The 25,129-nt window shown below is 63.0% G+C and carries 27 protein-coding genes; 11 read left to right on the forward strand and 16 right to left on the reverse strand.

Translation table 11 applies throughout. The features are described from left to right. Nucleotides 1-5: 5 nt before the first annotated feature. Nucleotides 6-296 carry a hypothetical protein gene (locus EO094_RS18790; RefSeq protein ID WP_246008549.1) on the reverse strand — a complete coding sequence of 97 codons (291 nt, stop codon included), beginning with the start codon at nt 294-296 and terminating at the stop codon, nt 6-8. Between EO094_RS18790 and EO094_RS18795 the strand changes: the two genes are divergently transcribed. After that, the gene (locus EO094_RS18795; RefSeq protein ID WP_246008550.1) at nt 277-753 is read left to right on the forward strand and encodes a LysR substrate-binding domain-containing protein; all 477 of its coding nucleotides are present in this window, start codon (nt 277-279) and stop codon (nt 751-753) included. The genes EO094_RS18790 and EO094_RS18795 overlap by 20 nt on opposite strands. On the opposite strand, the gene EO094_RS15155 is transcribed toward EO094_RS18795, so the two are convergent. Beyond that, entirely contained in the window at nt 708-1,334 is a 627-nt protein-coding gene (locus EO094_RS15155) for a TetR/AcrR family transcriptional regulator (RefSeq protein WP_164879687.1), read from the reverse strand. The two genes, EO094_RS18795 and EO094_RS15155, sit on opposite strands and share 46 nt — an antisense overlap. Before the next feature lie 97 nt (nt 1,335-1,431). Between EO094_RS15155 and EO094_RS15160 the strand changes: the two genes are divergently transcribed. Next, complete coding sequence (locus tag EO094_RS15160; protein WP_128293771.1) at nt 1,432-1,908, forward strand: cupin domain-containing protein; 477 nt, start codon at nt 1,432-1,434, stop codon at nt 1,906-1,908. Here the strand turns inward: EO094_RS15160 and EO094_RS15165 are convergent. The 4 genes from EO094_RS15165 to EO094_RS15180 are packed head-to-tail and all read right to left on the reverse strand — an operon-like array spanning nt 1,905 to nt 5,997. Further along, entirely contained in the window at nt 1,905-2,705 is an 801-nt protein-coding gene (locus EO094_RS15165; protein WP_246008551.1) for a proteasome-type protease, read from the reverse strand. The two genes, EO094_RS15160 and EO094_RS15165, sit on opposite strands and share 4 nt — an antisense overlap. A 29-nt stretch (nt 2,706-2,734) precedes the next feature. Beyond that, entirely contained in the window at nt 2,735-3,538 is an 804-nt protein-coding gene (locus EO094_RS15170) for a transglutaminase family protein (protein WP_128293772.1), read from the reverse strand. Nucleotides 3,539-3,540: 2 nt separating this feature from the next. Beyond that, the gene (locus EO094_RS15175; RefSeq protein WP_128293773.1) at nt 3,541-4,494 is read right to left on the reverse strand and encodes an alpha-E domain-containing protein; all 954 of its coding nucleotides are present in this window, start codon (nt 4,492-4,494) and stop codon (nt 3,541-3,543) included. A 54-nt stretch (nt 4,495-4,548) separates the two neighbouring features. Beyond that, a complete protein-coding gene (locus EO094_RS15180; protein ID WP_425455908.1) occupies nt 4,549-5,997 on the reverse strand; it encodes a circularly permuted type 2 ATP-grasp protein in 1,449 nt (482 codons plus the stop codon). Nucleotides 5,998-6,238: 241 nt separating this feature from the next. Here EO094_RS15180 and EO094_RS15185 point away from each other — a divergent pair, with 241 nt between their 5' ends. From EO094_RS15185 to EO094_RS15195, 3 genes are all read left to right on the forward strand, one after another. Next, a complete protein-coding gene (locus EO094_RS15185) occupies nt 6,239-6,664 on the forward strand; it encodes a L,D-transpeptidase (protein WP_246008552.1) in 426 nt (141 codons plus the stop codon). Nucleotides 6,665-6,745: 81 nt separating this feature from the next. Then, on the forward strand, nt 6,746-7,504 hold the full coding sequence (locus EO094_RS15190; RefSeq protein ID WP_128293774.1) for an alpha/beta fold hydrolase: 759 nt from the start codon (nt 6,746-6,748) through the stop codon (nt 7,502-7,504). Between the two features lie 182 nt (nt 7,505-7,686). Further along, complete coding sequence (locus tag EO094_RS15195; protein ID WP_128293775.1) at nt 7,687-8,943, forward strand: c-type cytochrome; 1,257 nt, start codon at nt 7,687-7,689, stop codon at nt 8,941-8,943. A 39-nt stretch (nt 8,944-8,982) separates the two neighbouring features. On the opposite strand, the gene EO094_RS15200 is transcribed toward EO094_RS15195, so the two are convergent. Continuing rightward, nucleotides 8,983-9,459 (reverse strand): YbaK/EbsC family protein, encoded by a 477-nt coding sequence (locus EO094_RS15200; protein WP_128293776.1) that lies wholly within the window; start codon nt 9,457-9,459, stop codon nt 8,983-8,985. A gap of 111 nt (nt 9,460-9,570) precedes the next feature. On the opposite strand from EO094_RS15200, the gene EO094_RS15205 reads away from it, so the two are divergent. Then, complete coding sequence (locus tag EO094_RS15205) at nt 9,571-10,146, forward strand: hypothetical protein (RefSeq protein ID WP_128293777.1); 576 nt, start codon at nt 9,571-9,573, stop codon at nt 10,144-10,146. Here EO094_RS15205 and EO094_RS15210 read toward each other — a convergent pair. After that, nucleotides 10,133-11,056, reverse strand: coding sequence for a metallophosphoesterase family protein (locus EO094_RS15210; protein ID WP_128293778.1), 924 nt, complete (start codon nt 11,054-11,056; stop codon nt 10,133-10,135). The genes EO094_RS15205 and EO094_RS15210 overlap by 14 nt on opposite strands. 179 nt (nt 11,057-11,235) lie before the next feature. Between EO094_RS15210 and EO094_RS15215 the strand changes: the two genes are divergently transcribed. Then, on the forward strand, nt 11,236-11,634 hold the full coding sequence (locus EO094_RS15215; protein ID WP_128294287.1) for an NUDIX domain-containing protein: 399 nt from the start codon (nt 11,236-11,238) through the stop codon (nt 11,632-11,634). A 27-nt stretch (nt 11,635-11,661) separates the two neighbouring features. On the opposite strand, the gene EO094_RS15220 is transcribed toward EO094_RS15215, so the two are convergent. Then, nucleotides 11,662-12,657: a glutathione S-transferase family protein gene (locus EO094_RS15220; RefSeq protein WP_128293779.1), complete on the reverse strand. Its 996-nt coding sequence runs from the start codon at nt 12,655-12,657 to the stop codon at nt 11,662-11,664. Nucleotides 12,658-13,111: 454 nt separating this feature from the next. Between EO094_RS15220 and EO094_RS15225 the strand changes: the two genes are divergently transcribed. Beyond that, entirely contained in the window at nt 13,112-13,606 is a 495-nt protein-coding gene (locus tag EO094_RS15225) for a GNAT family N-acetyltransferase (RefSeq protein WP_128293780.1), read from the forward strand. A gap of 87 nt (nt 13,607-13,693) precedes the next feature. Here the strand turns inward: EO094_RS15225 and EO094_RS15230 are convergent, their stop codons facing one another. From EO094_RS15230 to EO094_RS15250, 5 genes are all read right to left on the reverse strand, one after another. Then, nucleotides 13,694-14,188, reverse strand: coding sequence for a bacterioferritin (locus EO094_RS15230; RefSeq protein WP_092815293.1), 495 nt, complete (start codon nt 14,186-14,188; stop codon nt 13,694-13,696). A gap of 127 nt (nt 14,189-14,315) precedes the next feature. Then, a complete protein-coding gene (locus EO094_RS15235; RefSeq protein WP_128293781.1) occupies nt 14,316-16,382 on the reverse strand; it encodes a hypothetical protein in 2,067 nt (688 codons plus the stop codon). Next, complete coding sequence (locus tag EO094_RS15240) at nt 16,379-19,189, reverse strand: DUF4159 domain-containing protein (protein WP_128293782.1); 2,811 nt, start codon at nt 19,187-19,189, stop codon at nt 16,379-16,381. The genes EO094_RS15235 and EO094_RS15240 overlap by 4 nt, the downstream gene beginning before the upstream one ends. Beyond that, complete coding sequence (locus EO094_RS15245) at nt 19,186-20,085, reverse strand: DUF58 domain-containing protein (RefSeq protein ID WP_128293783.1); 900 nt, start codon at nt 20,083-20,085, stop codon at nt 19,186-19,188. The genes EO094_RS15240 and EO094_RS15245 overlap by 4 nt, the downstream gene beginning before the upstream one ends. Nucleotides 20,086-20,090: 5 nt before the next feature. Continuing rightward, on the reverse strand, nt 20,091-21,095 hold the full coding sequence (locus EO094_RS15250) for an AAA family ATPase (RefSeq protein ID WP_128293784.1): 1,005 nt from the start codon (nt 21,093-21,095) through the stop codon (nt 20,091-20,093). A 127-nt stretch (nt 21,096-21,222) separates the two neighbouring features. Between EO094_RS15250 and EO094_RS15255 the strand changes: the two genes are divergently transcribed. The 3 genes from EO094_RS15255 to EO094_RS15265 are packed head-to-tail and all read left to right on the forward strand — an operon-like array spanning nt 21,223 to nt 23,683. Then, a complete protein-coding gene (locus EO094_RS15255; protein WP_205649945.1) occupies nt 21,223-21,810 on the forward strand; it encodes a DUF1285 domain-containing protein in 588 nt (195 codons plus the stop codon). A gap of 5 nt (nt 21,811-21,815) precedes the next feature. Further along, a complete protein-coding gene (locus EO094_RS15260; RefSeq protein ID WP_246008553.1) occupies nt 21,816-22,454 on the forward strand; it encodes an NUDIX hydrolase in 639 nt (212 codons plus the stop codon). Beyond that, nucleotides 22,451-23,683: a CCA tRNA nucleotidyltransferase gene (locus tag EO094_RS15265; protein WP_246008554.1), complete on the forward strand. Its 1,233-nt coding sequence runs from the start codon at nt 22,451-22,453 to the stop codon at nt 23,681-23,683. The genes EO094_RS15260 and EO094_RS15265 overlap by 4 nt, the downstream gene beginning before the upstream one ends. 83 nt (nt 23,684-23,766) lie before the next feature. Here EO094_RS15265 and EO094_RS15270 read toward each other — a convergent pair whose 3' ends face one another. Together EO094_RS15270 and hemF are read right to left on the reverse strand one after the other, a co-directional pair. Then, nucleotides 23,767-23,940 carry a DUF1059 domain-containing protein gene (locus tag EO094_RS15270; protein WP_164879688.1) on the reverse strand — a complete coding sequence of 58 codons (174 nt, stop codon included), beginning with the start codon at nt 23,938-23,940 and terminating at the stop codon, nt 23,767-23,769. A 169-nt stretch (nt 23,941-24,109) separates the two neighbouring features. After that, on the reverse strand, nt 24,110-25,057 hold the full coding sequence (hemF, locus tag EO094_RS15275; RefSeq protein ID WP_246008555.1) for an oxygen-dependent coproporphyrinogen oxidase: 948 nt from the start codon (nt 25,055-25,057) through the stop codon (nt 24,110-24,112). Nucleotides 25,058-25,129: the final 72 nt, after the last annotated feature.

The raw sequence follows: 25,129 nt of genomic DNA on the forward strand, positions 1-25,129 counted from the left end.
ACGGATCACCGTATGATACCGCTGCCGCTTCGGCGGCGCTTGCCGATATCGCTGATGAAATCGAACGCCTGCGGGCCGCGAAAGGGGGGCGGGGCGGTGTCTTGCGGCTCAACACTCCGCGGCTCGCCTTGCCGCTGACGCTCACCCGTATCCTGTAGGAGATGGTCGACCGGCACCCGGATGTGACGGTCGACATCACCGTCGATGAGGGGCTTGCCGATATCGTCGGCGAGGGTTTCGAGGCGGGGGTTCGTCTCGGCGAGATGATCGCGCGATATGGTGGCCGTCCGTCTCACCCCGGCCTTCAAGGTGATCCTCGTGGCTTCGCCGCATTATCTCGCAAGCCGCGGCCGGCCGGAGATGATTGCCGATCTCGCCGCGCATCACTGCATCGGATTTCGCGGAAGCCGCTCGCGGGCTCTCTATCGCTCGGAGCTTTCGGAGAACGGCAAGGATGTCGCAGTGGAGACACGCGGCCCGCTCGTCGTGAGCGATGCGATGAGCGCGCTCGATCTGGCAGGGGAGGGGCTTGGCATCGCCTACCTCTTTGAGCCGCTCGTGCGCGTCGACATTGCGGAAGGGCGGCTCGTGCAGCTTCTCTCGCAATCCGCGATCGAGGAGCCCGGTCTTTTTCTCTATTTTCCGAAACGCGCTTCGCTTTCACCCAAGCTGCGAGCTTTCATCGACACGGCCCGACGCGTCCAGCGTCAGGCGCCAGATAATGTGTCGTCGGTTTCTGCATCGACGCCGTAGCGCGCGAGCAGCGCCTCGACGATCGCGGTGGTGGCGCGGTCGGCGTCTTCGTTGTTGAGCGCGCAGGCGTCTTTGAGGGCAACGCCGGCCTCGATCCCCGACACGGCCGAAAGGGCGTTGACGAGCGTTCTGAAGCTCGCCTTACCAAGTCTCGTGCGCGCCGGTTCCAGGGCGACCTCCAACATCGCGACGCGACGGCCGCCGCGGAGAGCTCTCGCCTTGGCCGCGCCTTCGCTGACCGAAGCATCGAGAGTCCGCGCGAGAAAAAGCCGGAATTGCGGCTCGGCCGTCCGGGTCAGATCGATGAGATGTCGGTGTACGCGCATGACCCTTTCTCTCACTGTCGACGCGCCCGCTATGACCTCTTCAGCGGGAAGCACCTGAAGATCGAGAACGCTTTCGAGCGTGAGGATGTCGGCGCTTGAAAAGTACCGATAGGCGGTCGCTCGCGAGATCCCGGCTTCGTCCGCGGCCGTGGGGACCGTCACCGTCTCTCCGCGATCCACCAGCCGGCGCGCCGCTTCCAACAAATCGCGCCGTGTGCGCGCCTTTTGCTTCAGCCTTCCACCTGCAGTCTGCATGACACCTAAATTTCTTGAGAATGTTGTCTCATTAGGATAATGGTATCTCATTTGTGGAGCAAGGGCAGGGGGCGACAAGCCGCGGAAAGGACATGCTATGTCGACAGCGACGGATACGTATCACCTCTTCGGCAACCTCGTACGTTTCCTGGCGCGAAGTCCTGAGACGGGCGGAGCCTATTGTCTGGTGGAGACTTTGAGCGCACCTGGCGCCGGAGCCCCGCCGAACCGTCATCCCGGCGACGATGAGGCCTTTTATGTGGTCGAGGGAACGTTCGAGTTCATGCTGGACGGCAAGACCTTCACAGCCGGCCCCGGCGATTTCGTAAAGGTCCCGACGGGGGCGGCCCACGCTTTCAAGAATGTTGGAAAGGAGCCGGCCCGCCTTCTGGTGATCAACACGCCGGGCCTCGTTCATGAGGGATTCTACACTCAAGCGGGTGACGCCGTGCCGTCACGTACGCGTGAGTTTCCGCCCTTTCAGGCTCCCGATATTCCGGCTCTCAAGGCCATTGCCGAGCGCAACGGGATGGAGATTCTCCTGCCCGACGGCCCGCAAGGCGAGGCCGCCTAAGCTTCTTCCTTGGCGGCCGGCTTCGATGGCACGAGGCTGATCGGGGGCGGGCCGCCGGCATCGAGCGCCTCGTACTCGTCGATGCGGGCAAATGCGTCGCGCAGCGCCTCAGACCAGGCATGCGAGAGTTTGCGGAAATACGGATCTTCCGCCTCGATGCGCCGCTGCTCGCCGATCGTCAGCGTGTCCTTGCGGTAGATGAGGAGGTCGATCGGCAGCCCGACGGACAGGTTCGAGCGCAAGGTGGAATCGAAGGAGATGAGCACGAGCTTCGCCGCTTCGCCCATGCGCATCGGTGCCACCGTGACGCGGTCGAGGATCGGCTTGCCATATTTGTGCTCGCCGATCTGGAAGTACGGCGTGTCCTTGGTTGCCTCGATGAAGTTGCCTTCCTGGTAGATCAGAAAGAGGCGGTGAATGTCTCCCTCGATCTGGCCCCCGAAGATGAAGGACGCGGAGAAGAGGCCCGGATTCTCCTTGGCGGCTTCGTCCTGGTCGGCGAGAGCCTCGCGCACCGTCTGCCCCACGAGGCGCGCCGCCTGAAACATCGTCTCCACCGTCATGAGCGAGGGCTCGCTGCCATCGGCAGCGAGATGCAGCCTTTCATTGAGGAGCGAGACGACGGATTGCGTGACCGAGAGATTGCCGGCGGACAAAAGCACGAGCAACCGCTCGCCTTTCCGCTCCCAGATATGCATCTTCTTGAAGATGGAAACGTTGTCGACGCCCGCATTGGTGCGCGTGTCGGAGGCGAAGACGATCCCTCGGTCGAGGCGCAGGCCCACGCAATACGTCATTTCCGCTTCTCCGGGGCAGCCCGCGCTCGCTATTGCTGCTGCTGTTCGACGACGACGTCTACGGACAGAATTTCTTCGCCCGCCTGTCGATGTAAGCCGACTATAGGCGCGGCGGCACGTGCGTCGAGGCCGCAGGCGAGGCGAACATAATTTTCCGTTGGGCAGATGCCGTTGGCAACGTCGAAGCCGACCCAGCCGAGTTCCGGCATGAAAGCCTCCGCCCAGGCATGGTGTGCGACCGCGGGAGCCTCGTCGTCGAGCCTGAGATAGCCGGTCACATAGCGAGCCGGCACCTCCAGAGAGCGCGCGGCAGCGCAGAAGATGTGGGTATAATCCTGGCAGACGCCGAAGCCGGCCGCGAAAGCATCCGCTGCGCTGGTCCCCGAATGGCTCGCATCGGTATCGAAACTCATATGATCGCCGATTACCGACATCAGACTGTGCAACAGGGAGAGTCGGTCCTCTCCTCTCGCATTGCGCGCAATCTTGCGGATGCCTGGGGAGGTTTCCGTACTGGCTGTGCTGCGCAGGAAGGACGCTGGGTTGGCGGCTTCGGGCGGTCGCCCCGTCACCCCGCCGGTGTCCTTCGTGACCACCACGCCTTCGGCAATGATGGACAATGTTTCAAGCGGCTGGTCCTGGGTGACGAGATGCGTGACGTTGCCGAAGCCATCCGTATAGCTGGCGGCTTCGTCGATGCCGGGCGCTTCGATGCGCCATTCTTCGACCGTCTGCGAGGCATTCGCGCGGGCCGTGAGGCGCAGCCGTTGGATGGCGTAGCGACCGGCGGCTGCATACTGGTAGTTGGTGACGTGCCGGATCTTGAGCCGCATGATCAGGCCGCCTGCGCGAAGCAGTAATCGACCGCGAGGTTTCCGGTGACGCGGTTGTTGCGGTCGATGAAGTCGGTGAGAAATTCGTGTAGGCCCGCCTGAAAAATATCGTCCATCTGGCTGCTTTTCAGAAGCTGATGGGTGCTGCGAATGAGCTCCGCGGCGCTGAGTTCTGGGTGTCGGCGTTCAATCAGTCCGTCGATCGTGACGTTGAGCCAGTCGTAGCAGAAACGCAGGGAGCGCGGCATTTCCGGCCGCAGGATCAGAAACTCTGCGACCCGCCAGGGGCGGTAATCTTCATGAAAGATGTGCCGGTAGGAGCGCTGCGCGGAAACGGCTCTGAGGATCGTTTCCCATTGATAGGTGTCGATCGCCCCGCCAACCGCCTGGTGATCCGGTAGTAGGAGGTAGTATTTCACGTCGACGATCCGCGCCGTGTTGTCGGCTCGCTCCGTGAAGGCGCCGAGCTGGCTGAAATAGTAGCCCTCGTCGCGCAGGACCGTGCCGAGGAGAGCGCCGCGGAACTGCGCCGTGCGGTGGCGCACCCAATCCAGAAAATCCGGTAGCCGGGCATTGGTCATGGATTGGGGAGACACCGCCTGCAGGGCGATCCAGGTGTCGTTCAACGATTCCCACATGTCGCGGGTGAGCTTGGTGCGCACGATGCGGGCGTTGTTGCGCGCGGATGTGAGGCACGATTTGACCGAAGACGCATTGCGCTCGTCGAACAGCAGGAAGTTGATCGCGGTCTCGCCTGTGATTTCGTCGTGAATGGAGAGATAGCTTTCGAGAACGCCCGCGCTTTTCAGCGTCGAGAGCCATTCTTCCTTGTGACCGCCGCCGACTTTTGGCGTGAGAGAGATGCGAAACCCTGCCTCGCAGAGGCGCGAGATATTCTCAGCCCGCTCGATATAGCGAGACATCCAGAAGAGGCTCGAAGCGACGCGGCTCAGCATGACGACAGATTCCTGGGGCGCTGGCATCCGGTGCTATGCAGGCGGGGGGTCCTCTCATTCATCGGTCAGCACCCAAGTGTCCTTGGTGCCGCCGCCCTGGGAGGAATTGACGACGAGCGAACCCTTCTTGAGCGCCACGCGCGTAAGCCCCCCCGCGACGATGCGCACACGGTCGCTGACGAGACTGAAAGGCCTCAGGTCGACGTGACGGGGCGCGACGCCTGATTTTGTGAAGGCCGGGCAGGCGGACAGAGCGAGCGTCGGCTGGGCGATGTAGTTCGAGGGCCGTGCCTTCAAAATCCGGCGGAACTTCTCGATCTGCTTCTTCGAAGACGTCGGTCCAACGAGCATGCCGTAGCCGCCTGACCCATGAACCTCTTTCACGACGAGTTCCGGGAGATGGTCGAGGACGTAGGACAGGGCTTCCGGCTCGGCGCAGCGCCAGGTCGGGACGTTCTGCAGAATGGGCTTCTGACCCGTATAGAACTCGACGATCTCTGGCACCCAGGAATAGATTGCTTTGTCGTCGGCGATGCCGGTGCCTGGCGCATTGACGATGGTGACGACGCCGGCCCGGTAGAGATCCATGAGCCCCGGCACGCCCAGAATGGAATCCGGCCGGAAGGTGAGGGGGTCAAGGAATTCGTCGTCGATCCGCCGGTAGACGACATGCACCTGCATCGGCCCCCGCGTCGTGCGCATGTAGAGCGCCCCGCCGGAGACGAAGAGATCCTGTCCCTCGACGAGTTCGACGCCCATCTGGTCGGCGAGGAAGGAATGCTCGAAATAGGCCGAGTTGTGAATGCCGGGCGTCAGCACCACGATCGTCGTCTCTTCGGGCGCGACCGGCGACACGGCTTCGAGCGTCTGGCGCAGAAGCTCAGGATAATGCTGCACGGGCGCGACGCAATGGCGGGCAAAAAGCTCCGGGAAGAGGTGCAGCATCGCCTCCCGGTTCTCCAACATGTAGGAGACGCCGGAAGGTGTGCGCAGATTGTCTTCTAGAACGAAGAAATCCTGCGGCCCCGTGCGCACGATATCGGTGCCGACGATGTGGCTGAAGACGCCGAGCGGCGGTCGATGCCCGATCATTTCCGGCAGAAACGCGTCGTTGCGCAGAATGATATCGGCCGGAATGCGACCGGCGCGGATAATCTCCTGACGGTTGTAGATGTCGAGGAGGAAGGCGTTGAGCGCTCGCACCCGTTGCTCGATGCCGCGTTCGAGAAGGCGCCATTCGGCCGCCGATATGATGCGGGGAATGAGGTCGAACGGGATCAGGCGTTCCAGCGTGTCGGTGGAACCATAGACAGCGAAGGTGATGCCTAGACGTCGGAAGATCGATTCCGCCTCGGTCCGCTTGCGCCTCAACTCGCGAGATGGCTGTTGTTCAAGCCATTCGGAGAGAGTCACGTAATGGCTCCGCGGCGCCCCTTCGGGCCCGATCATTTCGTTGAAGATGATCTCACGCGCTATGCCGCGCTGGCCGACTGTCTGTTCCATGTTGTGGAACGACGCTAGCCAATGCGTCGCGACTCGTCACGCATAAAAAGCGCGCACACTTTGCCGAAAAGTGAGTTGTGCGACCTCAGCGTGTCTCGCTCTGGCCCGCCAGGTCCTTCTTTGTACTCGCTTAACGGTAGCGGGATTTGCCTGCTCTCAGCGCTTTGTAGGGGTTAGAAATTGTGTCTAGACTGAGGCAAAGTGCGGCAAAGTTGTGGTGGCCGCCGTCTTGGAGGGCGTGATGCGCTTTGCCGCTCTGATGATCGTGTGTCTTCTGGCCCTTCCCGTTACGGCGGGGGCAGCGGCAGCGGGAGTAACCGCTCGCATCGATCTCTCTGCACAAAAGATGCGCGTCTATAGCAACGGTCGGCTCGCCTATACCTGGGCCGTTTCGACCGCACGGAAGGGCTATCGCACACCCACGGGGACATACCGGCCGCAGCGGATGCACAGGATGTGGTATTCGCGAAAATACGATATGTCGCCGATGCCGTATTCGATCTTCTTTCGCGGCGGCTACGCGATCCACGGAACCAATTCCGTGCGCAGCCTCGGGCGCCCCGCCTCGCATGGCTGCGTGCGCCTGCATCCGGCGAATGCCCGCAAGCTCTACAATCTCGTCAAGCACAGCGGCGCAAAGAACACCCGCATCATCATCGATTGGTGAGGCTCTTCCTCGCAACGCGCCTACCGGGCTTTGCTGAAAAGCGGTAAGCCGTTTGCAAGAAAAAGGGGAGGGGCAGGAGAGATGTCGTCCTTGTTCGTGCGCCGGGTGGGAAAGAACGATGGGATTCCCGTCGTTCTCTTGCATGGTTTTGGTGGCTCGCACCGGACGTGGGACGATGTCTGCGCCGAATTGGGACGTGAGAGAGCGATCCTTCTTTACGATCTTCCCGGCCATGCGGCTTCGCTTGGCTATCCTGAACTCGGCCATGCCGTGACTGCGGCCCGTGCCGTGCGGGCGGACCTGGCCGAACGCGCGCCGGACGGCTTCCATCTCGTCGGCCATTCGATGGGGGGCGCGGCGGCTGCGCTCATCGCGCTGAAGGAGCCGGAGAAGGCACGTTCCTTGACGCTTCTCGCCCCGGGTGGATTTGGTCCGGCGGTGAACCACCGCGCTTTGACACATTACGCGGCGGCCCGCGGCTCTGAGGAGATGCGCCGGGTGCTCGAGGAATTTGTCGGCTTTTGTGCCGAGCTGTCTGAAGACCTGATCCTCCGGCTTGCCGCCGAGCGTGAGGCTCCGGGCGCGGGCGAGGCGCTTGTGGCGATTTCCGAGACGTTGCACAGCGGTGGAGCCCAGAAGATGCTGCCTCTTGAGGCGATCGCGGCTCTCCCTTGCCCTTTGAAGCTCTTGTGGGGAGAACAAGATCGCATCCTGCCTGCGGCACAGGCGCGCGGGCTGCCGGGGGTGATCGGCGTGCATGTCTTCGCGGACGCCGGCCACATGCTGCCGTGGGAAATTCCGTCAGCGGCGGCGAGACTTATCTCAGAGAACAGCCGCTAGCGCGGGGCGGACGAGCTGCTTAGTTGGCCAAGCGTTCGAGCCTATGAGGCTGAGCCCCCGCGTCGCAATTGTGCCTTTTGGCGGCTAAAAAGTGGCAAAAACCCCGGAACGTGGCGGGACAGAGCGCGTTTGAGCTCTAGTTTAAACGCTATCGCTAACCTCCGGGTGCTGCCCTTCCCACCATGAATAAGTTCTTTCCTGACCGACTGTCCTTATGGATTGGTCCGCTTGGCACGGCCGTCGTCGCGGTCGCCGTTGTTGCCGTCGTCGTGCTCGTTTCGGGCATTATCAATCTTGCCGCATCGATCCCTCATCCGGAGGGATGGGCGAATCTTCTGCATTTCGGCATGAAGCGGGCGGTGGCCTTTCATGCGGGTGATCTGAAGGAGCCCGACGATTTCGATGCCGACTGGCGGGTCGCGCAAGGCGCCGCACATTACGGCCATGTCTGCGTGTCGTGCCACGGCGCTCCCGAACTCGGTCAGAACGCGGTCGTGCTGAAGATGCGTCCGCGTCCGCAGTACCTGGTCGAGTCTGTCGATCAGCTGAGCAACAAGGAACTCGCCTGGATCGTTCTGCATGGTGTCAAGTACACGGCGATGCCCGCCTGGACCGACGCCGATCGCGAGGATGAAGCGTGGTCGATGGCGGCCTTCCTCCGTAAGTTGCCGGAAATGGACTACGCCACCTACAGCGATCTCGCTTACGGGCAGGGGCGGTCGATCACCAAGAAGCTCGACGTCAAGTTCGGCGATCATTTCCCGGATACACGCTCGCCGGCTGCGAAGCGGGCCGAGTATCGCTCCAGCACGCCGGCCAGCGGATTCTTAGAATTCGCCATGCAGGACACGCTGCTTCCGATGTGCGGTCGCTGTCATGGTGAGGATGGGACAGGACGTGGCATCGGCGCATTTCCGAACCTTGCCATGCAGAACGAGCAATATCTGAAGAAGTCCCTGGAAGCCTATGCCAGCGGTGAGCGCCACAGCGGCTTCATGCGCCCGGTCGCCACCCAACTGTCGCAGCCGCAGATCGAGGCTCTCGCAAAGTACTATGCCTCGCAGCCAGATGTTCGCGCTCCCGGGGCGGACAAGCTCGATCCGGCGCTCGTCGAAAAGGGACGCCAGATCGCCCAGGACGGCGTGCCGTCCCGAAATGTCTCCGCCTGCCTCTCCTGCCATGAACAGACGCAGTTCACGTCTCGCGTCTTCCCCAATCTGAGCGGCCAATATGCGACCTATACGGAGAACCAATTGAAGCTCTTCGCGAAGAACGATCGCGGCAATGTCGGGGATTACAATCCGATGGACGAGCTCTCCCATGCTTTGACGGATGAGGAGATGAAGGCTGTATCGGCGTATTTTCAGTCGGTCGAGCCGGGTTCTCTCGTCAACGACACCACTCAGCCAGAAGCTGGTGGCACCGGACAGGCTGGCTGACGCCGATCAAGCGGTGAGGGGACCGGTACGCCGGTCCCCTCAATCCATACGGATCACCCTGGCGCCAGTCGCCTCTTTGAGCTTGTGCGGCGCGACTTCGAAGACGGCGTTCGGCGTGCCCGCTGCCGCCCAGACGGAATCGAAGGCGAGAAGATCTTCATCGATATAGGTGGCGAGCGGAGAAATCGAGCCGAGCGGCGCCACGCCTCCGATCGCAAAACCCGTCAGCTCGCGCACGGCGCGCGCATCGACGCGCTTGAGCGCTTCGCCAAGCCGTTCCGCCATTTTCTTCTCATTGACGCGATTCTCGCCGGAGACGAGGAGAAGCACCGGCTCGCCGCTTTCGGCTTTCTTAAAGATCAAGGATTTCACGATCTGCGCAACGCTCGTGCCGCACGCTTTTGCGGCGTCTTCGGCGGTGCGCGTCGTGTCCGGCATCCGCTGGATGGAGATATTGATCCCGGCCGCGCGTGCTGCCGCTTCGACACGATCACTGCTTCTCGTTGCTGACGCCATTCCATTTGCCTTTCTTTAACCATAGATAGCAGTGGAGACTGCGTGTCGGCGCCTGCCGCCAGGGAGGCTTTCTGGTAGCCTCCACTCACAGTCCGCGAAAGGGAAACGAGGATGAACACGGTGCCAGCGACCGGGGCGACCGTTCGGAAGCTGCAGGAACGCATTCGTGAGGCGCGGATTCGCGAATCGGACCGGATGGACGGGATCGTCGATCTGAGAGAGACGGAACGCGCACGCCTGGAGCTTCTCGCGGAAGAAATGGCGGGTGTCGCCGAGGAACTCCCCGAGCGCGACCGCGATCGCTTCTTGCTCTCGATTCTGCCCGGTGATCCGCCGCGCTACTGGGTCGATGCGACGAGCTTCGTGATGATGGGGCGCGACAAGCGCACCTTTCGTTTTCTCCAAGACACGCTGAACGGGCGCATTGTTCTGGCCGAGGCGAATGATGCGGGGAAGATGGCGGACCGTGTCACCACGCATCTGGCGGAGCGCATCGTCGAGCGCGAACGCGCGCTTGCTGCCGATGATGTGGAGATGGCGCGTCATCGCAGGCTTGCGGATGCGCGGCAGATCCAGAATCACGCGAGCTCCCGTCTGTCTGGATTTTGGGTTTTTCTCGCCTTCATCATCGGCATCATTTTCGGCGCGTCAGCGCTTCTCGTATATGCCTGGGTTACGGTCGCTTGATGTCGAACTGAACCCGCATGGCCTCCTTCACGCCACCGCTTTGATCGAGACAGCGGTGAATGACCGTGAGGTGCCAGCAATCGGGGCTCTCCTCGACTTCATGTAAGGCGTAGCCGCCCGATTTCGGTCCGTCGGAGGGGCCGCTGCTGCCGGCCGGCACGCCGATGACGGGAACCGTGCCATGCGGCCCGCGAATGGCGGTCACAGCGCGGATATGATCATGCCCGTGGAGGACGAGTTCGGCACCGAAGCGCTCGACTGCGCGGCGCAACCTGTATCCATCCGTCAGTCGCCGAAGTGCCCGGCCTGGATCGATCAGCTTGGGTGGATGGTGCACCAGGATGACGCGGAAAAGCCTTTCGTCCCGGGCTTCCTGCAGCAGGGTTTCCAGGCGCGCCGTCTGTCTGCGGCCAAGGCGCCCAGTCGCCATGAACGGCGCCGAGGCGACCGCCGAGGACAGGCCGATGATGGCGACATTGCCCTTGCGCCGCATGAACGGGAAGATCGCCCGGTCGATATGTTCTGCGTCCTCCGTTTCATCGATGTCGCCGCGCATCCACGGCGCCCACAGCGCGCGGTAGCGATGGTGCGCGCGCGGCACATAGGCATCATGATTGCCCGGAATGGCCGTCACCTTCGCGGGCGGCCCAAGCGCCTGGAGCCACAGCCGCGCGTTCTCGAATTCCTGCCGAAGTGCGAGGTTGGTGAGATCGCCCGTGACCACGATATGGTCGGGATCGGCATCGACGATGTCGGTCGTGAGAAGGTCGAGACTGCCTTCCGTCATCGCCTGCTTGCGGTTCTGCCGCCAGTTGACGTAGCCGATGATGCGCTTGGAGGCGAGTTCGCGAAGACGAGGCTGCGGCAGGGCCGGCAGATGCACGTCGGAGATGTGCGCGAGGCGGAACATGATTTCGCCTATCGCGCTATGAGTGTCTGTGCAATGGCCTGGAACTTTGCCGCCGCCGGAAGCGGGTGCGACAGTCCTGAGAGGAGCTGACGATGACGAAGCGACGCCTCCCACAGCTCAACGTAATCCAGCAGCTGGCCCAAAAAGTGTTGCTCACATATGGGCGCGTGTCGCGCGGTATGACGCTCGGCGTGCGTGCCGCTATGATTGCCGATGGACATATCTTTCTCGTCCGGCACACCTACATGCCGGGCTGGTATCTGCCGGGCGGCGGCGTCGAATCGGGCGAAACGCTCCTTCAGGCCTTGACCCGGGAAGTGCGCGAGGAGGCGGGAGCGGAGCTCGACGGGCCCGCGGAGCTTTTCGGGATGTACCGCAATGCTCGAGCGCACCCGAACGATCATGTGGCGCTTTACGTCTGCCGCAGCTGGAAAGATCTCGGTGTCGATCCAAGGGGTGCTGAGATCGCAGACATCGGCACGTTTCCGTTGGACGATCTGCCGGACAACACGACGCCCGCCACCCGTGCACGCATTGCCGAAATGACAGGCGCCGTAGCGCCTGCGCAGGATTGGTGAGCCGATAACGCGTCTTTGGGAAATGCGTCAGTCTTTCGGGATTCCTTCGCCGGGAAACCGGTCCCGATTATGCGGAGAATCGAGCACCAGAAGCGGTCCGAGCGGCACGATGCGCGTCGGATTGATGTTGGCGTGGCTGTAATAATAGTGCCGCTTGATATGCGTGAAGTTGACCGTCTCTTTCACGCCGTGGATCTGATAAAGATCCCGCAGATATCCCGACAGATTTGAATAGTCGGAAATGCGGCGCTTGTTGCACTTGAAGTGGCCGTAATAAACGGCGTCGAAGCGCACCAGCGTTGTAAAAAGCCGCCAATCGGCTTCCGTCAAGCGATCGCCAACAAGAAAGCGCTGGTCGTCAAGGCGCTGGTCGATCTCGTCGAGCGTGTTGAAGAGGGCCTTGTAGTTCTCTTCGTAAACCGACTGTTTGGTCGCAAAGCCCGCTTTGTAGACGCCGTTGTTGACGGTCTCGTAGACCTTCGCATTGATCTCATCGATCGCTGCGCGCTCGTTCTTCGGATAAAAATCGAGCTCGGCGCGGGCCCCGACACCGTCGAAGGCCGAATTGAACATGCGGATGATCTCAGCGGATTCGTTGGAGACGATGGTCTCCTGTTCCTTGTCCCACAGGACTGGAACGGTGACGCGACCGCTGTAATCCGATTTCGCCTTCAGATAGACCTCATAGAGCCGCCTGAGGTCATAGAGGTGATCAGGATGCTCGTCGTCGAAGATCCAGCCTTCGGAGAGCATGAGCGGACTGACGATCGACACGCCGATCATGTCCGTCAGCCCCTTGAGGCGGCGGAAAATCAGCGTGCGGTGCGCCCACGGACAGGCGAGCGACACATAGAGATGATAGCGGCCGGGTTCGGCCTTGAAGCCGCCTTTGCCTGAGGGACCGGCTTCGCCATCGGGTGTCACCCAATTGCGGAAGATCGAAGCTTCACGCTCGAACTTTCCGCCGGTCTTCTCGGTGTCGTACCACTGGTCCTGCCAGACGCCGTCGACCAACAAACCCATGAATTTCTCCCGTTCCCCGCTATGGGGCATCTCTGCGTCTTAAAGAAGCTCGGCCGGATCGACCAGACGTGTTTGGCCATCGGCGCTGCCCAAACATGTGGTGCGGGGTCGGAAAGAAAAAGAGCTTAGTTGTCCTGACTGGCTGCCTGCGGCGGTTGTGCTTGCATGAGAAGTCGGAGGTCCGCTTCGGCTTTGCCGGCTCAGCCCGGACAGTGCGGCCGAAGGTTCGTTGTCTTTGAGGCTCGAAAACGCGGCGTTGCCCGCAGCAGCCCATTGCGAGAACTCGTTGAAAGGGTGCGAGGCGTGTGATAGAGGGCGCGCCCATGTATCGGACCATGTATCGGACATCGAAGATTCTGCGCCTCCGATGAGGCTCGTTCCGCCGCTCAGGGAGCGGCGGTTTCACGCTGCGCGATGAGCCGCGGCCATCTTCCTTCGAAAGCCAGCTGAGCCCATGTCCGATATTTTGATCCGGCCCGAAGCGCCGGACGACGATCCTGCCATCTCAACCCTTGTTGCAAACGCCTTCGGGCCGGGCGCCTATGCGCGGGCTGCGTTTCGCGTGCGCGAGCAGGCGCCGCACGATCCAGCCTTGTCATTCGTCGTCGATCTCGATGGAGAGCTCGCCGCTTCTGTCCGGTTGACCCCCATCGTCATCGGCTCGTGCGAAGGCAGGCTTCTTGGCCCCCTTGTGGTCGATCCGCCTTTGAAGAGCCGCGGTTATGGCAAGGCCCTCGTGCGCCACGCCTTGGCGGAGGCACGGGCCCGCGGTATCCGCTATGTGCTCCTGGTCGGTGATCCGCCCTATTACGGTCCGCTCGGTTTTGCGCCGCTGCCTCTGGGGCGGGTGAAGATGCCGGGACCGTGCGATCCTCGGCGGCTCCTGGTCGCGGAGCTGGAGGAAGGGATCGCGGCCTCTTTGGCGGGCATCGTCGTCGGACGGCCCTAACACGCAGCACGCCTCAGCAAGCAAAAGCCCGCCCGCAATCTTGCGGACGGGCGATCGTTGAAAACTCTCAAAAATGACCGAGAGAGATCAGTCGTCTTCTTCTTCCGCGGCGACCGAGGAGATCTGACGCGCGAGGTAAAGCTGCGTGCCCAGCATCTCCATCAGATCCTGCTGCTCTTCGACGAAGCCGACATGCTCCTCTTCGTCGCCGAGAATTGTCATGAACAGGTTGAAGCTGCCGATATCGCCAGCTTCCTGACATTCCTGCGCAGCCTTGCTGTAATAGTCGATCGCCTCTTGCTCCATCGCCGCTTGGGTCTTGAAGATATGGGCGATGTCCTTCGGCTGATCGATCTTGTCGAGCGTATGGACGTCCGGCTTGCCCTCTAGGAAGAGGAGGCGGGTAAGGAAGAGATTGGCGTGCTCGCGCTCTTCGTCGATCTCTTCACGCATACGCTTTGCAAGGCGATCGACGCCCCAATCGTCCAGCTTGCGCTCCTGCAGGATGTAGGTGTTGACGGTGGTCAACTCCATCGTGAGTGCGCGCTGGAGATGCTTCAGGGAAACGTCTGACCCTTTCATCGCAATATTCCTTTCATGTGCAAATTCTGGATGGCCGTAGGGGGTGAGGCAAGACCGAACTTAGGACGCTTCGCCGATCGGCCAACGTCGAACCGGCGGACCGCGACGATCTGAGCCAGTTTTTTCTTTAGCGTCCCTCGCGCCACCACAATGAGGCAAAGACCCCGAGGAGAAGGGCAAGGCCCATCAAGCCGCTGAAGAGGGGCAGGCGGTCGACGCTCTTCAGGATCGTTGCGTCACTGCGCTTGAGGCCGATCCAACCGGAACCTGCGGCACTGGCCCGCCGAGAGACCGCGGCAATGCGGGGAATGTTGCCATTGTTGGAGGCGAGACGTACGACACCCCCGCCCGTCGCTTCGGCGATCGGGGCGAGCTTGTCCGGTGTGCTGACGACCTCCCGGAATTCCACGGGGTCTGCCACACCGATATGGGCAAGCGCACTCATCTTGCCGTCGCTGACCTTGTAGAGGCCAAGAGAGGCATTATCGATGCGCCCTCGCCAAAGACCGGGTTCCGCCTCACTCATGGGGACCGGATTGGTTTTGTCGTCCGGTCCCGTCGCCTTGATTTCGGGCTTCTCGGAACCGAGCGTCTGTCGCTCCACGACCAGGCTGTTGCCGTCCGCGCGCGCTGTCAGCGCTTCTTCTTCAAGCTCCGGTTCGCCCATCAGCCAGTGCACGATCCGTCTGAGGAGCGCGCCGTGCGGGCCTCCGCCCTCGAAGCCTCGCGCCCAGAGCCAGGCCTGATCGGAGAGAAGCATGGCGATACGCCCTTCGTTCTCATGTGCGAGAACCAGAAGCGGCTTGCCGTCCTGGCCTTTGAGGGCGACGTCGCCGGCCGTGACGTCCGTATCGATGAGGCGGAACCAGCGGCTCCAGCTTGGCGGGGAGGTATCCCCGCCGGGCAGGTCGCGGGTCACGGGATGCTTGCGCCCGAGGTCGGTGATCTCCGCCCGATAAGGCGCCTCTGTCACGTTGCCGGTCGGGGCCGCCGGCAAAATGCCGCCGAGGGGCGTGGAATAAAGGCTCGCCGTCGAGGCGTAATCGGGCCCTGCCGCAATCAGCACCGCCCCGCCATCTCGCACATACCGAGCGATGTTGTCGAAGTAGAGGATCGGCAGGACACCGCGCCGCTGATAGCGGTCGAAGATGATGAGATCGAATTCGTCGATCTTTTCCGCAAAGAGCTCGCGTGTCGGGAACGCGATCAACGACAATTCGTGGATAGGCGTCCCGTCCTGCTTTTCCGGTGGACGCAGGATGGTGAAGTGGACGAGGTCGACGGCCGCGTCGGATTTCAGGACGTTGCGCCAAGTGCGCTCGCCGGCATGGGGCTCGCCGGAGACGAGAAGCACTCGCAAATGCTCGCGCACCACGTCGATATCAGCGACGGCGACATTGTTGTCCGTGGTGAGTTCGCCCTCTGCCGGTTCGACCTCGAGTTCCACGATCGTGCGTCCCGCATGCTCGATCGGAAGGTCGATGACCTGATCTTCACCGACCACCGCCATGTCGGTCGCGACCTCGCGCCCATCGATGCGGAGCGTCACGCGCACAAGACTTCCCGGAGAAAGCCGTGGATCGATGACACGGTAGGTGATGGTCTGGTCTTCGCCCAAAATTGCAAAACGCGGCGCCCGTTCAAGCACGATGCGCCGGTCGTATTCGTCTTCCTCGCCGGTGATGAGCGCATGGACAGGAGCGTTGAAGCCGAGGCTTTCGGGAGACGAGGGGGTATCGTGGACGATGCCGTCCGTCACCATGATCGCGCCGCCGAGGCGATCGGGCGGCACGTCGTCGACCGCCTTGGAGAGAGCGCCGAAAAGCGCCGTGCCGCTGTCGTCCGGGGCGTCGCCGACATGGACTTCGCGCACTTCGAAGCCCGAGAGCGCGCCGATGCGCTCTTTGAGCTGCGCGACGGCCTGCTCGGTCTGCGCACGCCGCTCGCCGATCCCCTGGCTGCCGCTGTCGTCGACCACGACGGCCACGACAGACGGCAGGGGCTCGCGTTCCTCTCTCTCAAGGACTGGGTTTGTGAGAGCGAAGACGAGAAGTGCGCCGGCAAGAAGCCGCAAAAAGGCGCCCGACAGACGGCGAAACAAGACGTAGAGAGCGACGACGAGAAGAAGGCCGCCAAGCCCGCCAATGAGCCACCAGGGCAGAAGGGGCTCGAGGTGAAAGACGAAATTGTTCATTGGCCGAGGCGCTCCAAGAGCGCCGGGATGTGGACCTGATCGGCTTTGTAATTCCCGGTCAGCGTGTACATGACGATGTTGACGCCGGCGCGGAACGCCATTTCACGCTGGCGCTGGTCGCCGGGAATGGTCGGATAGAGAAAACTGTTGTCGGCTGAGATCGCCCAGGCTGCGGCAAAGTCGTTGCCCGTGATCAGGATCGGCGAGACACCGTCACCGCCGCGGGCCGGCCGTCCCGTATCGTCCGGCTGATCGGCGATCGCCTCCACCCAGAGCTGCGACTGGTCCCAGCGGCCTGGAAACGTGCTGAGAAGATAAAAAGCCTTGGTCAGAACGTGGTCGGGCGGCACCGGCTGCAAGGCCGGCACGTCGATCTCGGACAGGATCTGCCGCAGGGCCTGCGTTTCCGGCGTGGCGCTGAGGGCCGAGTTTGGCATCGGATTGCCGGCGTCTCGCGTATCGAAGAGGATCGTGCCGCCGTTCTGCATATAGGCATCGACCTTCGCCATCACCTCCGCCGAAGGCGGTGTCTGGCCCGCACTCATCGGCCAGTAGATGAGCGCGTAGAAGGAGAGCTCGTCGGTCGCGAGGTCGAGCCCAACCGGCTGCCCGGGTTCAAGCGCCGTCCGTCCAGCGAGGTATTCGGTCAGGCCTCTGAGCCCCGCCCGGCTGGTTTCGTCCACGAGCGTGTCGCCGGTGATGACGTAGGCGAGCCTGGTTTCGAGCGTGCCGGCAAGTGCATCTTCGGCCGAGACTTCCTGCGCGGAGACTTTGTTCGGTGCAGCGATCGCGACCAGGGCGGCAAGCGCGAGACCAGCGGTCACCGCGCGCCGGGGGACGAGGCGACCGGACAGCGCCAGGACCGCGAGACCGTCGAGCGCGGCAAGAAGGGCGGCAATGGCAAGTATCCACGGCCACAGGGGCTTCGCCCGTTCGGGTGTGAGCGAGCCGACACGCCCCGACCAGCCGATGGCGTTGGGATCGAGCGGGGTCAGATCCGTTTCGTCCGTCACCGTGTTCAGGGCGCGAATATCGCCACCGCGTTCGTAGAGGCCAGGGGGCGTGATGGCGCTGGCCGCTGCCGCGTCGATGTCCGCGACGAGAGCGGCTTTTGATCCCGGCGGGCGCAGGCGCCCGTAGCCATCCAGGACGGAGGCGGGCTTCCAGGGCGAACTGCGCGAAGGCGCGCGTGCGGGTGTCGGCGCGACCTCGCCGGAGGCCATATTCTCCGGCGGCAGGCGAACGGCAGGCTCGGCCGTATCGACGATCGCACGCAGCATGTCCACGAAGGCGCCGGAGATCGGCAGATTCGACCAGCGGGGATCTGCCGTTACATGGAAGAGGATGATGCGGCCCTGACCGCGTGTGACGGCCGTGATGAGGGGTGTTCCATCGGAAAGCTCCGCCCAGGTCTCTGCCTGCGGCAGCGAGCGCGGTTCGGCCAGGATCTGGCGACGGATGCGCACATCGGCCGGGATTTCGATGGCACGAAAGGGGCTCTCCGGTGAAAGCCGACCGATTGCCTGAGGTTCCTCCCAGGACAGCGAACCGCCGAGCGCGCGCTCGCCTTCGCGAAGTTCAACGGGCAGAAGCTCAGGATCGCTTGCGCCGATATTCGGGCTCGCGAAGCGCAGCAGCGTGCCACCGGCCGCAATCCATCGGCGCAGCTTGTCGACGGTCTCCGGCGGCAGATTGCCTGTCTGGGTGAGGACGAGCACGGAGACGCCTGTGGTCAGAAGCTTGTCGATCGCCTGTGGCGAGGTTTCTCCGCTTTGCTCTTTGATGTCCGTATAAGGCGACAGAGCCCGCTCCACATAGGTGAGGGGGGCAAGAAGCGGTTGTGCCGCATCGCCCGCTTCTCCGGCGATCAGGCCGACGGCTTTGCGGCGCCAGCGTCCGTCGAGGAGTTGCACGGCACCCGCGCTCTCCGTGCCGATGATTTCAAACCGCGCGATTTCGTTGCGCATCTCCGTCGGAAGCTGAATTTCCACGTCCGTATCGGTGTTGGCTGCAAGGTTCGTCTCAGTGTCGACGAGACGGCGGCCTTCGCTGTCGAAGCCGGCGAGTGTGATGCCGGCGGCCGGCCCGATGCGGCTCACGCGCACGTCGGCGCGGTCTGCGGCGTTGCGGGGCGGACGCAGGACGGAGAGTGCGGCGGGCGCCGTAATGAGGAGCGGATCTGCATCGATGGTCTTAAGGGCCGCCGCGAAACTGCCGCCATCGCCGCCGTCGAGAACCGAGCCGATCCACACGACTTCCGCGGAGTTGGCCGGGAAGAGCTCGGCGAGTCTGTCCGCAAGTGCCTGACGGTTGGCGGGGAAGGGCTCGGGTTCGATCGCGGCAAGTCGTCTTGCCGCCTCGCTTGGGGAGGTCGGCGCGAGATTGGCGTTGGCCTCGCCGGCGCTTGCCGCGATGGCAACGGGGCGATCGCCACGTCCGGCCTCGTCGATCAGTCTGGCGGCGACGTCGCGGCGCGTCGCAAAGTCCTGAGCGCTGTCCCAGCCGTTGTCGAGGACGATGAGGAGCGGGCCTTCCCGGGTCTCTGCGAGATTGGCGGAGGGCTGCAGGGCAGGCCTCGCGAGAGCCAGGATGATGAGGGCAGCAAGCAAAAGCCGAAGCGCGGTCAACCACCACGGTGTGCGCCGCGGTGTCCGTTGCTCTTCCTGGATGCCGAAGAGAATGCGCGTCGGAGGAAAGATCTCCCGCGTCGGCCGCGGCGGCGTGAGGCGCAGGATGAACCACAAGAGCGGCAGCGCGGCGAACGCCGCAAGCATCCAGGGTGAGAGAAACGCGAAATTGGCGATCATGCGCTCAAGCGTCGTTCGCTCGGGCCGGCCAGGCTCGACTGCAGAACGAGAAGCCCTTCCGAGGCGGGACGGTCCGTATGGTGCACGCTGAAGGAAAAGCCGGCTCGTTGTGCGAGGCGGGCGATCTCGTCGCGATGCGCGAGAAGCCGAGCGCGGTAGCCCTCCTTGAGAAGGTCGGCGCGCTCCGCGAGCCAGGTGCCGCCGGTCTCCGGATCTTCGAATTCGAGGCGCCCGCCATAAGGAAAGGTCTCTTCGGCCGGGTCGAGAATTTGCAGAAGGTGCAGACGGGCTGTCTTTTCGGCCGCATGACGGAAACGATCGTGGATCGTCTCAGGATCGGTGAGAAAATCGCTGACGATGACGACGTCGGAAAGCGGTTTGATCGGCGCAGTCGTCGGCCAGTCGTCGGCAAGCTCGCCACGAAGCAGCGCTTCGGCAAAGCGCTCCGGCAGATCGCGTCCGGGACGGGCCGGGACAAGGCCAGGTATGCCGACGCGTTCACCGCCGCGCCCCAAAAGCTCCGCGAGCGCCAGAATGAGAATAAGAGCGCGCTCCGCCTTTTCCTGTGCCGCAAGCCGCGAGCGAAAGCGCATGGAAGGCGAAAGGTCGGGCCACAGCCAGACCGTCTGCACCGCCTCCCATTCGCGTTCGCGGACAAACAGGTGATGGTCGCGCGCGGACCGTCGCCAATCGATGCGCTTCGCCGGTTCGCCGGGCTGATAGGAGCGGTATTGCCAGAAGGTTTCGCCGGTGCCCGGCCTGCGCCTGCCATGCGATCCGAACATCGCATTGGCGGCCACGCGATGGGCGGCGACCAGGAGGTCGGGCAGGCGTGCGGCAAGGCTTCGCGCGTCGGCGACCGATCCTGTGTGATGAGGGGGAGCGCCGGCTGCCATCAGCGTCAGAGGGCCTGCTCGATGGCCCGACGAATGATGTCCTGGACGCTCATGCCGTCGGCACGTGCGGCGAAGGTGACGGCCATCCGGTGCTGCAGGATCGGCAGAGCGAGTGCTTCGACATCGTCGAGCGAGGGGGCAAGGCGACCGTCGAGAAGGGCGCGAGCACGAACCGTCACCATCAGCGCCTGACTGGCGCGCGGGCCCGGCCCCCAGGCGATGCGGTCGGCCATTTCGGGCTGGGCTTCGTCCGGCCGTACGGAACGCACGAGTTTCAGGATCGCATCGATGATGCCGTCGCCGACCGGCATGCGCCGCACCAGCGATTGGATCGCCATCAATTGCTCGGCGTCGAGGACGGTCTCCGTCACCGCGTTGTGGGCGCCGGTCGTCTCAAGCAGCATCCGCCTTTCCGACTGAAGATCGGGATAGAGGATGTCGATCTGCATCAAGAAGCGGTCGAGCTGAGCTTCGGGAAGCGGATAGGTGCCTTCCTGCTCCAGCGGGTTCTGCGTCGCGAGCACATGGAAAGGCTGCGGCAGATCGTGGCGTTGCCCCGCGATCGTCACATGCTGCTCCTGCATGGCCTGGAGAAGCGCCGATTGCGTCCGCGGGCTGGCGCGGTTGATTTCATCGGCCATGAGGAGCTGAGCGAAGATCGGGCCGCGGATGAAACGAAAGGCGCGCCGTCCGTCACCACTTTCTTCCAGGACTTCGGCGCCCAGAATATCGGAGGGCATCAGATCTGGCGTGAACTGAATGCGCCGGGCATGGAGCCCAAGCACGGTGCCGAGCGTTTCCACGAGCTTGGTCTTGGCGAGGCCCGGCACGCCGACGAGAACGCCATGCCCGCCCGACAGAAGCGTGATGAGGGCCCGCTCGACCACGACGTCCTGACCATAAATCACCCGGCCGATCGCCTCGCGCACCTGACCGAGCAGGTCGACGGTCTTTTCCGCCTCGCGGACGATCTCGTCCGGATTGGTTTCTGGCTGCGTCATTGCACTCATTAGGCCTGATCCGTGGTTGCCGGTTGCCGCATCTGCCCCACACCTTCGTTTTCATGGCCGATTGTGTCATGCCGGGGGCGAAGAGATCTCAGCCTTTACAGATTAAGAGATGGACCGGAACGGGGCGATGGAAAGAGGAACAAAGAAAGGTGAACTGCCGCCGGGCCTCGCCGAGCTCATGCGCCGCGCCGGCGAAGGAGCTCCTGCGCGTCCGGTGGAAAAGTGGGATCCGCCCCATTGCGGTGTCATCGACATGCGCATCGCCGCGGATGGAACCTGGTTCTATATGGGCACACCCATTACGCGGCCAGCGCTCGTCCGTCTTTTCGCCTCGGTGCTGAGACGTGAGCCGGACGGCGAATACGTGCTCGTGACACCCGTGGAGAAGGTCGGCATCCATGTCGATGATGCGCCCTTTCTGGCTGTCGAAATGGCTGTGGACGGAGAGGCGGATGAGCGAAGGCTCACCTTCCGAACCAATGTCGACGATGTCGTCACGGCCGATGCCGCGCATCCCATCCGATTCGCCATCGAGCCGCAGACGCTCGGTGTGAAGCCGTATGTCACCGTTCGGGCGGGGCTGGAGGCGCTTCTCACGCGCGCGCTCACGCACGACCTCGTCGATCTGGCGCAGGAGCGAGAAGGCGCTCTTGGCCTTATATCCGCCGGGACGTTCTTCTCACTGCCGGAACACTCCGAAGACGGCGCAGGATGACTTATGTGAAAGAAACGATTCCCTATACGGCGGACGAATTTCGTCGCCGCGCCGAGAACGCCTTCGCGACGGAGGCCCATGCCCCGCGCGAATATGGCGACCACAGCATCAATCCTGAACTTTCGGCCATGTTCGCAGCGATGAAGCGGCGCGATGCGGCGGTCCTCGTCCCCGTCGTCGATTACCCGGGCGAAGCGCGTGTGATCCTGACCCAACGCACGGAACGCTTGAGCAGCCATGCCGGGCAGGTCGCCTTTCCCGGCGGCAAGATCGATCCCGGCGAGACGGCCGAGGAAGCGGCGCTCCGCGAGGCGGAAGAGGAGATCGGCCTTCGGCCTTCGGCCGTCGAAGTGGTCCTGCGCGCGCCGGATTATCTGACAGCCTCCGGCTTTCGCATTGCTCCGGTTTTGGCGGTCGTGAAACCCGGCCAGCCGCTCAGTCTCAACCCGCATGAGGTGGCGGCGGCCTTCGAGACGCCGCTCGCCTTTCTGATGGATTCAAGCAACCACCGTAAGAAGAGCCGCATCTGGCAAGGCCGTGCGCGCTACTTTTTCGAAATGCCCTGGCACGACCGATACATCTGGGGCGTTACGGCCGGCATCATCAGGATGCTCGCCGACGAGCTTTATGGAGAGAAGATTTGAAACTGCCGAGCCTTGCCGGCCATCCCTTTCTCGACGCGCCGACGCTGAAGCGGGTTATGTATGCTTTGAAGAGCGAGGAGGGGGCGACGCGCATCGTCGGGGGGGCCGTGCGCAACGCGCTTCTGGGTGAGCCCGTCGGCGACATCGACATGGCGACGGTTCTGCTGCCCGAAGATGTCGTGACGGCGGCAGAAGACGCGGGACTGAAAAGCGTGCCGACCGGCATCGAGCACGGCACGGTGACGGTGATCGCCGAAGGCCACCCTTTCGAAGTGACGACGCTGCGGGCCGATGTGGAGACCGACGGACGCCATGCGGTCGTGCGCTTCACGGATGACTGGGCTGAAGACGCAGGCCGACGCGATTTCACGCTGAACGCGCTTTACTGCGATGCGAGCGGCCACGTCTTCGACCCGCTTGGCGGCTATCCCGACCTTGCCGCGCGCAATATCCGCTTCGTCGGCGACCCCGAAGAGCGCATCCGCGAGGATTATCTGCGCATTCTTCGGTTCTTTCGCTTTTTTGCCTGGTATGGAGATGGGCGGCCCGATGCCGAAGGGCTGAAAGCCTCTTCGAGATTGAAGGCCGGCATTGCCGTGCTGTCGGCCGAGCGGGTCTGGTCGGAACTGAAAAGGCTGCTCGCCGCGCCCGACCCTTCGCGCGCCCTGCGCTGGATGCGCATCACCGGAACGCTCGACAAGGCGCTTCCGGAAAATTGGGGCATCGATGCGATCGAGCGGGTGGTTGCCGCCGAACGGGCCGAGGAGATCCCGCCCGATCCACTCCTGAGGCTTATGGCGATCATCCCGCCGCACCGCTCGCGCATTGATCAGCTGGCAAACCGTCTGCGTCTGGCGCGAAAGGAAACGGAGCGTCTGGTCTCTTGGGCGGAGACGCCGGAGCCGGAGAGCGAGCTTTCTGAAGCGCTGCTGGCGCGCCGAGCGTATTCTGCGGGCCGCCGCGCGCTCACGGATCGGCTGTTTTTGGCGCTCGCCCGTGACCGGGAGAAGGGGGACGAGAGGGCAGTCGCGGCGCGCAAGCGGCAGCTCGCCTTCGTGCGCGATTATGAGCGGCCGACATTCCCACTGAGCGGCAAGGATCTGCTGGCCGCAGGCCATCAACCGGGCCCGGAGCTCGGCAAACTTCTCAACGAGTTGGAAGAGCGCTGGCTAGAGGTCGATTTCGCGATCACGCGCGAGGAGCTTTTGGCGCTGGCTCGCCGGCAATAATGCCCACAGCGGCACCGCATTCGGCCATGCGGTGCCGGGCCTCTCTAAGGTTTTGCTCGGGAAGTGTCGTCGTGTAGGGACGATTATTCGTCGTGCACCTTGGCTTTGACCTTTTCCACCATCTTCGGCGTCATCTCCATGCCCGGATGGGCACTGCGCACATGCTCGGAGACCTTCTGCAGAAGCTCCGCTTCCGTTTCAGCGCGGGCCTTGTAGGTGCAGCCGGGAACGAGTTCCCCACAGGTGATCGTCTTCATGGCTTCCTCCTTGCCTTGATGACATCGGACTTGCTGCCGACGCATTCTTCAATGTGAGCGATCGTTCGGCGGATTCAATGCCGCAAGACGTGCCTATGGTCGCATCTCGTCATCAAATGGCAGATCGCTGGAGGCAGAAGACATCGCCTGAAAGCAGCGTGAGGGGTCCTTACGGCCACCGGACCTCGGGTGGCATCGACGACAGGATGGAGGCGACGTTGCCTCCCGTCTTGAGCCCGAAAATCGTGCCCCGGTCGTAGAGCAGATTGAATTCGACATAACGTCCCCGGCGAACGAGCTGCTCCTCGCGCTCGGTCTCGCTCCAGGGGGTCGCAAAGTTGCGTTCCACGAGCTTGGGATAAATGTCGGCGAAGGCCTGACCCACTTTTTGCACAAAGTGGAAGTCGGCTTTCCAGCCTTCATCACTGCCGCTGCCGGAATTCAGGTAATCGAAGAAAATGCCGCCGATGCCGCGCGCCTCGTCGCGGTGGGGAAGGTAGAAGTAATCGTCGCACCACGTCTTGAGGCGCGGATAATCGACTTCTGTGTGGCTCCGGCAGGCGACTTCCATTGCAGCGTGAAAATCGCGGCTGTCCGGATCGTCCTGGCTGCGCCGTGTGGCGAGGACCGGCGTCAGATCGGCGCCGCCGCCAAACCATTGGCGGCTCGTCACCACCATGCGCGTGTTCATATGTGCGGCCGGCACATGCGGGTTGCGCGGATGCACGATCAAAGAAATGCCGGAAGCCCAGAATCGCGGATCTTCATCGGCGCCGGGGATCTGCCCGCGAAACTCTGGCGCGAATTCGCCGAAGACGGTCGAGCAATGGACGCCGGCCTTTTCGAAGACGCGTCCGTGCATCACCGACATGACACCGCCACCTCCGGCCGCACCCGAATGGTCGCTCCGATCCCACGGCGTGCGCTCGAAGCGGCCGGCGGGTGCCTCGTCCGCGGTGTCGGCCGGCACGGCATCCTCCAGGGCTTCGAGCCGACTGCAAATCGTGTCGCGAAGAGCCTCGAACCAGGTGCGGGCTTCTACCTTTTTGGCATCGATGTCGTCCGGCACGCTGAGAGCGTCGAGATCCGGCCGGTAAAGGTGCATGTTGCGGCTCATTGTCTCGCGCTTAAAGCATGGCTTTGATCGCGGCAACCGAACTGCGTGGCTTGAGTTCCTTCTGACAACGAG

This window comes from Afifella aestuarii (assembly GCF_004023665.1).
Classification (GTDB): Bacteria; Pseudomonadota; Alphaproteobacteria; order Rhizobiales; family Afifellaceae; genus Afifella; species Afifella aestuarii.

What these genes read in the sequence shown, in the direction of transcription:
- EO094_RS15185 (WP_246008552.1), top strand. Translation starts at nt 6,239, where the DNA reads ATGCGCTTTGCCGCTCTGATGATCGTGTGTCTTCTGGCCCTTCCCGTT.
- EO094_RS15200 (WP_128293776.1), bottom strand. Translation starts at nt 9,459, where the DNA reads ATGGCGTCAGCAACGAGAAGCAGTGATCGTGTCGAAGCGGCAGCACGC.
- EO094_RS15245 (WP_128293783.1), bottom strand. Translation starts at nt 20,085, where the DNA reads ATGGCAGCCGGCGCTCCCCCTCATCACACAGGATCGGTCGCCGACGCG.
- EO094_RS15165 (WP_246008551.1), bottom strand. Translation starts at nt 2,705, where the DNA reads ATGACGTATTGCGTGGGCCTGCGCCTCGACCGAGGGATCGTCTTCGCC.
- EO094_RS18795 (WP_246008550.1), top strand. Translation starts at nt 277, where the DNA reads ATGGTGGCCGTCCGTCTCACCCCGGCCTTCAAGGTGATCCTCGTGGCT.
- EO094_RS15215 (WP_128294287.1), top strand. Translation starts at nt 11,236, where the DNA reads ATGACGCTCGGCGTGCGTGCCGCTATGATTGCCGATGGACATATCTTT.
- EO094_RS15175 (WP_128293773.1), bottom strand. Translation starts at nt 4,494, where the DNA reads ATGCTGAGCCGCGTCGCTTCGAGCCTCTTCTGGATGTCTCGCTATATC.
- hemF (WP_246008555.1), bottom strand. Translation starts at nt 25,057, where the DNA reads ATGAGCCGCAACATGCACCTTTACCGGCCGGATCTCGACGCTCTCAGC.
- EO094_RS15155 (WP_164879687.1), bottom strand. Translation starts at nt 1,334, where the DNA reads ATGCAGACTGCAGGTGGAAGGCTGAAGCAAAAGGCGCGCACACGGCGC.
- EO094_RS15235 (WP_128293781.1), bottom strand. Translation starts at nt 16,382, where the DNA reads ATGAACAATTTCGTCTTTCACCTCGAGCCCCTTCTGCCCTGGTGGCTC.
- EO094_RS15205 (WP_128293777.1), top strand. Translation starts at nt 9,571, where the DNA reads ATGAACACGGTGCCAGCGACCGGGGCGACCGTTCGGAAGCTGCAGGAA.
- EO094_RS15160 (WP_128293771.1), top strand. Translation starts at nt 1,432, where the DNA reads ATGTCGACAGCGACGGATACGTATCACCTCTTCGGCAACCTCGTACGT.
- EO094_RS15180 (WP_425455908.1), bottom strand. Translation starts at nt 5,997, where the DNA reads ATGGAACAGACAGTCGGCCAGCGCGGCATAGCGCGTGAGATCATCTTC.
- EO094_RS15220 (WP_128293779.1), bottom strand. Translation starts at nt 12,657, where the DNA reads ATGGGTTTGTTGGTCGACGGCGTCTGGCAGGACCAGTGGTACGACACC.
- EO094_RS15190 (WP_128293774.1), top strand. Translation starts at nt 6,746, where the DNA reads ATGTCGTCCTTGTTCGTGCGCCGGGTGGGAAAGAACGATGGGATTCCC.
- EO094_RS15270 (WP_164879688.1), bottom strand. Translation starts at nt 23,940, where the DNA reads ATGAAGACGATCACCTGTGGGGAACTCGTTCCCGGCTGCACCTACAAG.
- EO094_RS15195 (WP_128293775.1), top strand. Translation starts at nt 7,687, where the DNA reads ATGAATAAGTTCTTTCCTGACCGACTGTCCTTATGGATTGGTCCGCTT.
- EO094_RS15170 (WP_128293772.1), bottom strand. Translation starts at nt 3,538, where the DNA reads ATGCGGCTCAAGATCCGGCACGTCACCAACTACCAGTATGCAGCCGCC.
- EO094_RS15250 (WP_128293784.1), bottom strand. Translation starts at nt 21,095, where the DNA reads ATGAGTGCAATGACGCAGCCAGAAACCAATCCGGACGAGATCGTCCGC.
- EO094_RS15240 (WP_128293782.1), bottom strand. Translation starts at nt 19,189, where the DNA reads ATGATCGCCAATTTCGCGTTTCTCTCACCCTGGATGCTTGCGGCGTTC.
- EO094_RS15225 (WP_128293780.1), top strand. Translation starts at nt 13,112, where the DNA reads ATGTCCGATATTTTGATCCGGCCCGAAGCGCCGGACGACGATCCTGCC.
- EO094_RS15255 (WP_205649945.1), top strand. Translation starts at nt 21,223, where the DNA reads ATGGAAAGAGGAACAAAGAAAGGTGAACTGCCGCCGGGCCTCGCCGAG.
- EO094_RS15210 (WP_128293778.1), bottom strand. Translation starts at nt 11,056, where the DNA reads ATGTTCCGCCTCGCGCACATCTCCGACGTGCATCTGCCGGCCCTGCCG.
- EO094_RS15230 (WP_092815293.1), bottom strand. Translation starts at nt 14,188, where the DNA reads ATGAAAGGGTCAGACGTTTCCCTGAAGCATCTCCAGCGCGCACTCACG.